Raw genomic sequence first — 8,331 nt, forward strand, 5'->3', positions numbered from 1 at the left:
CCTGGCTGATCGGCAGCCGGCGGACCGCTGGCGGGGGCCGGTCTAGGGTTTCGGCACGATGCGCTGTATTCTCGCAGCACGAGCTACCGCTCCCTGAAGAGTCCGCCACCCGAACCTGCCGACGCCAACCCCCCGCACAGCGAAGGACGCCGTAATGCCCGACTCGGTTCTGCCGGAAGAATCCGAAGAACGCGAAACTCCCCAAAGTCCGGAAATCAGCTTCGACGAGCAGTTCTACCCCGCCCGCCCTCGGGCTTTGCGGCCGAAGGCCCGGCGGCGCCATTTCGTGCCCGGCCAGCCGCCGTTCGAGCCGGACGGGCGCAACGCCGTCTACGTGGAATGGCTGCGGAACCAGTCGATGCTCGGCGATGCCAAGGTCCTGGCCCGCCAGCTCTCGGGCCAGGCCAGCATGTGGCAGAACCCGTTCGCCTACCCGGACCCCCGCTCCGCCGTGGAGCGGGCGTCGGTGTGGTTCACCGCGTATCCGCTGTCCTTCATTACCAGGCCCGGCCAGTCCTTCCTGGCCGCCCTGGGCGATGCCGAGCTGTGGACGGCCTTCGAGCGGATCGGCATCAAGGCGGTCCACATCGGCCCGGTGAAGCTGGCCGGCGGCCTGACCGGCTGGGAGCACACCCCCAGCGTGGACGGGCACTTCGACCGGATCAGCATGGCGATCGACCCGTTGTTCGGCACCGAGGAGGAGTTCCGCCACATGTGCGAGGTCGCCACCGGGCACGGCGGCACGATCGTGGACGACATTGTCCCGGGCCATACCGGCAAGGGTGCCGATTTCCGGCTCGCCGAGATGAACTACCGGGACTACCCGGGCATCTACCACATGATCGACATCCCGGAGTCGGACTGGCACCTGCTCCCGGACGTGCCCGAGGGCGAGGATTCGGTCAATATCGACGCCGCCACCGAAAAGGCGCTGCAGGAGGCCGGGTACATCATCGGCGCGCTGCAGCGGGTCATCTTCTACGAACCGGGCGTGAAGGAAACGAACTGGAGCGCCACGCGCCCGGTCGTGGACACCACGGGCAAGCTGCGCCGGTGGGTGTACCTGCACTATTTCAAGGCCGGGCAGCCCTCGATCAACTGGCTGGATCCGACCTTTTCGGGCATGCGCCTGGTCATGGGCGACGCCCTGCACTCCCTGGTGGACCTGGGCACCGGGGCGCTGCGCCTGGACGCCAACGGCTTCCTGGGGGTGGAGAAAAGCGCCGAGGAACGGCCCGGATGGTCCGAGGGGCACCCGCTGTCCGAGGCGGCCAACCAGCTCATCGGCAGCATGGTGCGCAAGGTCGGCGGCTTCACCTTCCAGGAGCTGAACCTGAGCATCGACGACATCAAGGCCACCTCCGAACGGGGCCCGGACCTGTCCTACGACTTCGTGACCCGTCCGGCCTACCACCACGCCCTGGTCACCGCCGACACGGAGTTCCTGCGCCTGACCCTGCGCCTGGCCATGGAGATCGGCGTCGACCAGGCGTCCCTGATCCATGCCCTGCAGAACCACGACGAGCTCACCTACGAACTGGTGCATTTCACCACCAAGCACAAGGACGATCTCTACGAGCTCGGCGGCGAGGAACTGACCGGTGCGCAGCTGGCCGAGACCGTCCAGCAGACCCTCCGGGACAAGCTCACCGGCAGCGCCGGGCCTTACAACCTGGTCTTCACCACCAACGGCATTGCCTGCACGACGGCGAGCGTGATCGCCGCGGTCCTAGGCATCACCGACCTGAAGTCGATTACGGCCGAGCAGACCGCCCGGATCCGCCAGGTGCACCTGCTGCTGGCCATGTACAACGCCCTGCAGCCGGGGGTCTTCGCCCTCTCCGGCTGGGACCTGTGCGGGGTGCTGGCCCTGGACCGCAGCCAGGTCGGCCCGCTGATGGCCCAGGGCGATACCCGGTGGATCAACCGGGGCGCGCACGACCTGATGGGCTTCAACCCCTCCGCCCAGGCGTCCACCTCGGGCATGCCCAAGGCCGTGAGCCTGTACGGCACCCTGGCCGAACAGCTCGAGGACGAGTCCTCCTTCGTGCGGCAGCTGGCCACGATCCTCCAGGTCCGGGAGCACTACCGGATCGCCGAAGGGGAACTGCTCGACGTTCCCGAGGTATCCCACCGCGGGCTGCTCGTGCTGGTGAACAGGCTTCCCTCCGGTTCCGTGCAGATCACGGCGATCAACTTCTCGCCCGAGGACATTGCCGGCACCGTCCGCTCGGAACACCTGGCATGCGGCGCGCCGGTCAGCAATGTCCTCGGCGGCGAAGTGCTGCTGGGCCAGGTCGACGACCTGCACAGCTTCTATCTCCAGCTGCCGGCCTACCAAGGTGCCGTGCTGATTCTGGGCGAGCCGCCGGAGGAGGACGACGCCCCCGAGGCGGCACTGCCCTAGGCACTCCGCGCCAGGAGGCGCTTGCCGGACAACGCCCTTAAATGCGGAAGCCGCCGCCTGTGCATCCCCCCACGAATGCACGGGCGGCGGTTCCCACTGTCCAAGGCTGCGGAGCCGGCCTCTGAGCTGGCCACGCGCCTGCGGTGCTCTTCCCGTTCGACCCAGGCGCGGATTGCTCCGGCCGCGTGCCTTGGCTGACGGCGGGCCTTCCTCCCCAGGCGCTGCCTCGCCTGCGGACCGTTCACTCCGCGGGACCGGCAGCAGCCGCGCCGTCTCCTCCATGTAAATCTATTTGATTTACTAAAGCAAGCCGGCCGGGTTAACAGAAGGTGAAACGGGACACATTTGGTCAAACCGCTTCACATTTGGCCTTTTTGACATTTGGCCTTTCAGGCCGGGTTGCCCAGCAGCAAGCCGCTGGCCTTCGGGGAAAAGGTCTGGTCCAGGACCAGGCAGGCCCCGCCGATGGCACCGACTTCGGTGCCCAATCCGGACCCGGTCACTTCGACCTCGTGGATGGCCCGGGCCACGAACTGCTCCTGCACTTCCTGGCGCAGCATCGGCAGCGCAAAGTCGGCCAGGCCCTCCCACCACGGCCCGCCGAAGACGATCCGGTCCACGTCCAGCAAATTGGCCACATGGGCCACCGCCGTACCGAGGTGCCGTGCGGCGTTGCGGAAAATGGCCAGTGCCTCCGGCTGCCCCTGGCGGGCCATCCTGCACAGCTGGTAGGCGGCCTCGTTGGTCAGGGAGAGCTTGTCCAGGTCCTGGCCGGGCGGCAGCAGCCCGGCATCCATGCCTTGCTGGATCAGCGTCCGGAAGGCCAGCGCCATGCCCACGCAGTTGCGGCGGCCGCAAAAGCATTCCGGCACGTCGACCTGCGCCGGGAAGTGCCCGATCTCGCCGATATTGCCGGTGGCGCCGCGCAACACCTCGCCCTGCAGCACCACGCCGGCCCCGAGGCCGGTACCCAGGTAGATGAAGGCGAAATTCTCCGGCTCGGCCCGCTCGCTGGCCCAGAGTTCGGCCACGGCCGCCGCGGTGACGTCCTTGTCCAGCAGGACCGGCAGCCCGGTGAGTTCGCGCAGCGGCTCACGGAGGGACACGCTTTCCCAACCGTGCAGCATGGGCGGGCCGACCACAATGCCCCGGGGCACATCGATCGGGCCGGGCGCGGCCACCCCGATCCCCAGGATCTTCTCCCGGGCAACATCTGCCGAACGGATCAGCTCGCGGACGTGCCCGGCCATGGCCCTGACCGTCTGGTCGGGCTCTCCGACGGCAGGCATTTCGTACCGGGCGGAGGCCACCACTTCCCCATCGAGGTTCAGCAGCACCAGCGTCACCAGCGCCGGGTCCAGGTGGATCCCGATGGCGAACCGGCTGGAAACCTCCAGCGCCAGCAGGGTGCGCGGCTTGCCCGGCCCGGAGACGGTCTTGCGGTCCTCGCGCACCAGCCCCTCGTCCACCAGGCGGCGCACCACGTTGCTGATGGTCTGCGGCGAGAGCCCGGTCAGCTCCACCAGCTCCACGCGGGCAACCCCCTCATGGGCGCGCCGGATCGCGTCCAGGATGACCGCTTGGTTGTAGCCCCCCAGACGGCCCAGGTTGGTGCCACGCTGCATGTACGAGCCCCTGCTTAAAAAGGTTGCCAAGTTGGGTGAACCTAGGACACTGTACACAATGTCCCGAGGCGGTGTCCTCGCTTTTGTGGCGCAATGCCCGGTCCTAGGCCGGCTGCACCTGGAACTGCGTCCGGTACAGCTCGGCGTAACGCCCGTCACGGGCCAGCAGCGCGGCGTGCGTGCCGCGCTCCACGATCCGGCCGCCTTCGACCACCAGGATCTGGTCCGCACTCCTGATAGTCGAGAGCCGGTGCGCAATGACGACGGCGGTGCGTCCGGCCAGCGCCTCGGTCAGGGCCGCCTGGACGGCGGCCTCATTGGTCGAATCCAGGGCCGCGGTGGCCTCGTCCAGGATCACCACCCGCGGCTGGGCCAGCAGCAGGCGCGCGATGGTCATGCGCTGGCGCTCCCCGCCGGAGAGCCGGTAGCCGCGCTCGCCCACCATGGTGTCCAGGCCGTCCGGCAGCGAGGCCACCAGCGCCTCGAGCCGGGCCCGGCGCAGCACCTCCCGGATCTGGTCCTCGGTCGCTTCGGGCCGGGCCAGCAGCAGGTTGGAGCGGATGGTCTCGTGGAACAGGTGCCCGTCCTGGGTCACCATGCCGATGGTGGTGCGCAGTGCTTCGAAACTGAGGTCCCGGACATCGATGCCTGCCAGTTCCACGGCGCCGGAGTCCACGTCGTACAGCCGGGCCAGCAGCTGGGCGATGGTGGACTTGCCGGCGCCGGAGGAACCCACCAGGGCCACGGTCTGTCCCGGTTCGACCCGGAAGCTGATCCCGTGCAGCACCTCCTCGCCGCCGCGGGTATCCAGCACGGCCACTTCCTCCAGCGAAGCCAGCGAGACCTTCTCCGCCGAGGGGTAGGCGAAGTGCACGTCCTTGAACTCCACGGACACCGGGCCCGGGGGCACGGTCCTGGCCCCGGGCTTTTCCTTGATCAGCGGGTCCAGGTCCAGTACCTCGAACACCCGCTCGAAGCTGACCAGCGCGCTGGCGATTTCCACCCGGGCGTTCGCCAGCGCCGTCAGCGGCGCATACAGCCGGGTCAGCAGCAGGGCCAGCACCACCACGTCGCCCGCGGCCAGTTGCCCGGTGATCGCATAGAAGCCGCCCAGCCCGTACACCAGCGCCAGCGCCAGCGCGGACACCAGGGTCAGCGCGGTCACGAAGACCCACTGCAGCACCGCCGAGCGCACGCCGATGTCCCGCACCCGCTGGGCCCGGAGCCTGAACTCGCGCTCCTCGTCCTCCGGGCGGCCGAAGAGCTTGACCAGGGTGGCCCCGGGCGCCGAGAACCGCTCGGTCATCTGCGTGCTCATCGCCGAATTGTGGTTGGCCGCCTCCCGGCGCAGCGCGGCCAGGCGCGAACCCATCCGCCGGGCCGGCAGCAGGAAGACCGGCAGCATCAGCAGGGCCAGCACCGTGACCTGCCAGGAGGTGTTCAGCATCACGATCAGGGCCAGGATCAGCGCCACCACATTGCTGACCACGCCGGAGAGTGTGCCGGCGAACGCCCGCTGGGCACCGATCACGTCGTTGTTCAGCCGGCTCACCAGGGCGCCGGTGCGGGTGCGCGTGAAGAAGGCGATGGGCATCTTCTGCACGTGGTTGAACACCGCGGTGCGCAGGTCCAGGATCACATCCTCGCCCAGCCCGGAAGACAGCCAGCGGGTCACCATGCTCAGCGCGGCGTCGGCCACGGCCACCAGCGCGATGACGACGGCGAGCCAGACGACGGTGCTGACGCTGGCCTTGGCCACGATCGCATCGACCACCTGGCCGGCCAGCACCGGGGTGGCCACGGCCAGCGTGGCCGACACGACCGAGACCAGCACGAAGACCAGCAGCTTGCCCTTGTAGGGCGCGGCGAAGGCCAGCGTCCGGCGGATCGTTTCCCTGGAGAAGGACGTCCTGGCGCCGTCGGCCATGGACAGCCTCCACAGCGAACTGAATGCCGCCCCTTCCATGGACATCGCGACGCTCCCCTTCGATTCAGCTTCAAGACGCTACCGTCTCAATGCCTCAAGCCTAAGTCTTATTCCGCCCGTCCCGGATGCCGCCCGGGGCACCGGCGGACGGCGGCACTGCCATTGCGGCGGTGGGGGTGTCTGGGTAGCGTGGGCACCAGCGGCCCGGATCTGCGGGCGGCTGCCGAAGGAACCACCAGCTGCAGGAGGAAAAACCATGGCACGTGTCGAGGAAACCATCGACGTCGCAGTTCCTGTCCGCACTGCCTACAACCAGTGGACGCAGTTCGAGTCCTTTCCCGAGTTCATGTCCGGCGTTGAGTCGGTCACGCAGCTGACCGATACCACCAACCACTGGAAGACCAAGATCGGCGGCGTGGAGCGCGAATTCGACACCGAAATCACCGAGCAGCACCCGGACGAGCGGGTCGCCTGGCGCAGCGTCGACGGCAAGAGCCATGCCGGCGTCGTCACCTTCCACCGGCTGGACGAGAGCAATACCCGGATCGCCATCCAGCTCGAATGGGACCCGGAGACCTTTGCCGAAAAGGCCGGCGCCGCCCTGGGCATCGACGATGCCCAGGTCAAGTCCGACCTGCGCAAGTTCAAGGAGTTCATTGAAAGCCGGGGCGTCGAAAGCGGCGGCTGGCGCGGCGACGTGGACGCCCCGGGATCGGGCGGAACCGGCATGACCGGCGGCACCACGGGAACCACCGGCACCACGGGAACCACTGGCACCACGGGAACCACCGGCACGACCGGCACTCCCGGACTGTAGGCTCCGCGGTGCAGCAGCGGGCCGGCCACCGTCATGGGGCCGGCCCGCTGGCGTGAGTGCGGACCGTACCGCAGACAGGACATTCGCATGGTCAGGAAAAGCAGACCCGGTGCAGCCCGGCCCTGCCGGGTCGTGGTGGTCACCGGCGCCTCCAGCGGCATCGGACGGGCGGCCGCACGGCGCTTCGCCAGGCGGGGCGACTGCCTGGTCCTCGCCGCCCGCAGCGCCGCCGACCTGGACAGCGTGGCGGCCGAGTGCATCCGGCTCGGCGGCCGCGCCGTCGCCGTCCCCACGGACATCAGTGACGAGGCACAGGTGCAGGCCCTGGCCCAGGCGGCAGTTGGCGCCTTCGGCAGGATCGACGTCTGGGTGGGCGCGGCCTCGGTCTACAGCTACGGCACCTTCGAGGACACCCCGCCGGAGGTTTTCCGGCAGATCCTGGAGACCAACCTGTTCGGCCAGGTGTATTCCGCCCGGGCCGCCCTGGCACGGTTCCGCGCCCAGGGCGGCGGGGTCCTGATCCTGGTCGGTTCGGTGTACTCCAAGCTCACGACCCCGTACGTCTCGCCCTATGTCGCCAGCAAGTTCGGCCTGCTCGGCTTCGCCGAGGTGCTGCGCCAGGAACTGCACGGGACCAAGGGCATCAGTGTCTGCACCGTGCTGCCGTCGACCATCGATACGCCCATCTACCAGCACGCGGCCAACTACACCGGGCAGTGGGTCCACCCCCTGCCTCCGGTTGCCGGCCCCGGCCGCGTTGCCCGCAGGATCGTGCGGCTGGCGGACCGGCCGCGGGCCGAGGCCGTCGTCGGGCAGCTCCAGCGCAGTTTCCTTCCCTGGCATGCCCTGCTGCCCCAGCTGTACGACCGCTGCATGCCGCCGCTGATGGACGCCCTCGCCCTGCGCGGCGGGGCGGTTCCGCCCACGGCAGGGACCGTGTTCGCACCCCAGGCCGGGGCCAACGGGGTCACCGGAGGATGGCGCGCCGGGCGGCGCCGGCTCCTGGCCCTGGCTGCCGTGCCGGCCGTTGGGGCAGTTCTCCGGCGGCATTGGCGCCCGTGACGGAACGCTCCGGGACAGGGGCGGGCTGCGCTACGCCCCGCCCGGCGGAATTTCGTCCGTGTCCGCCGGCGGCGCCTCCCCGGGTTTCCCTGCCGTTTGCCCCTGCGGCCTGACCACCGGATCCGGCTCCTGGCCGCCCAGCGGACGCCCGCGCGCGGCGGTCTGGTCCACCGCGGAGCTGCCCTCCCCCGGCGCTTCGGAGCCTTCTGCGGGAGCCTGCGGGTGGGTGCCTTTGTCCTCCGGCTGTCCGCCGGTAGCGCTGCCTTCGGCTGGAGCATCCTGGTGGACGCGCGGCGTCCCGCCCGGTTCCGTGCTGCTGTCCATTCGCCTCACCTTTCCGTCCCACTTACCTGCCCCGGCACCTGTCCCAAGCACGCCCGCGGCGGCGCCTAGGTGGGAGCCTACGCCCCCACCCGGGCGAGTGGAAGGGAACTGCAGCAGCCCGGCGCAACGTCGGCAGCAGCCGGGCCCGGGCCTGTCAGCTGGGTTGGGG

At 69.3% G+C, this 8,331-nt stretch carries 6 protein-coding genes; 3 read left to right on the top strand and 3 right to left on the bottom strand.

The annotated features are described in order from the left end of the window. The first annotated feature begins 154 nt into the window (after positions 1 to 154). A complete protein-coding gene (treS, locus tag HGG74_RS19705) occupies positions 155 to 2,407 on the top strand; it encodes a maltose alpha-D-glucosyltransferase (RefSeq protein ID WP_168489127.1) in 2,253 nt (750 codons plus the stop codon). Between the two features lie 389 nt (positions 2,408 to 2,796). Here the strand turns inward: treS and HGG74_RS19710 are convergent, their stop codons facing one another. Both HGG74_RS19710 and HGG74_RS19715 read right to left on the bottom strand, forming a co-directional pair. After that, a complete protein-coding gene (locus HGG74_RS19710) occupies positions 2,797 to 4,032 on the bottom strand; it encodes an ROK family transcriptional regulator (RefSeq protein ID WP_168489128.1) in 1,236 nt (411 codons plus the stop codon). Between the two features lie 103 nt (positions 4,033 to 4,135). After that, a complete protein-coding gene (locus tag HGG74_RS19715; protein WP_168489130.1) occupies positions 4,136 to 6,004 on the bottom strand; it encodes an ABC transporter ATP-binding protein in 1,869 nt (622 codons plus the stop codon). Between the two features lie 211 nt (positions 6,005 to 6,215). On the opposite strand from HGG74_RS19715, the gene HGG74_RS19720 reads away from it, so the two are divergent. Further along, entirely contained in the window at positions 6,216 to 6,776 is a 561-nt protein-coding gene (locus HGG74_RS19720) for an SRPBCC family protein (RefSeq protein ID WP_168489132.1), read from the top strand. 87 nt (positions 6,777 to 6,863) lie between these two features. Beyond that, positions 6,864 to 7,838, top strand: a complete 975-nt coding sequence (locus tag HGG74_RS19725; RefSeq protein WP_205762232.1) for an SDR family NAD(P)-dependent oxidoreductase — start codon at positions 6,864 to 6,866, stop codon at positions 7,836 to 7,838. Between the two features lie 30 nt (positions 7,839 to 7,868). Here the strand turns inward: HGG74_RS19725 and HGG74_RS19730 are convergent, their stop codons facing one another. Further along, positions 7,869 to 8,162: a hypothetical protein gene (locus HGG74_RS19730; RefSeq protein ID WP_168489134.1), complete on the bottom strand. Its 294-nt coding sequence runs from the start codon at positions 8,160 to 8,162 to the stop codon at positions 7,869 to 7,871. Between the last annotated feature and the right edge of the window lie 169 nt (positions 8,163 to 8,331).

The organism is Arthrobacter mobilis (assembly GCF_012395835.1).
In the GTDB taxonomy this organism is placed as follows: domain Bacteria; phylum Actinomycetota; class Actinomycetes; order Actinomycetales; family Micrococcaceae; genus Crystallibacter; species Crystallibacter mobilis.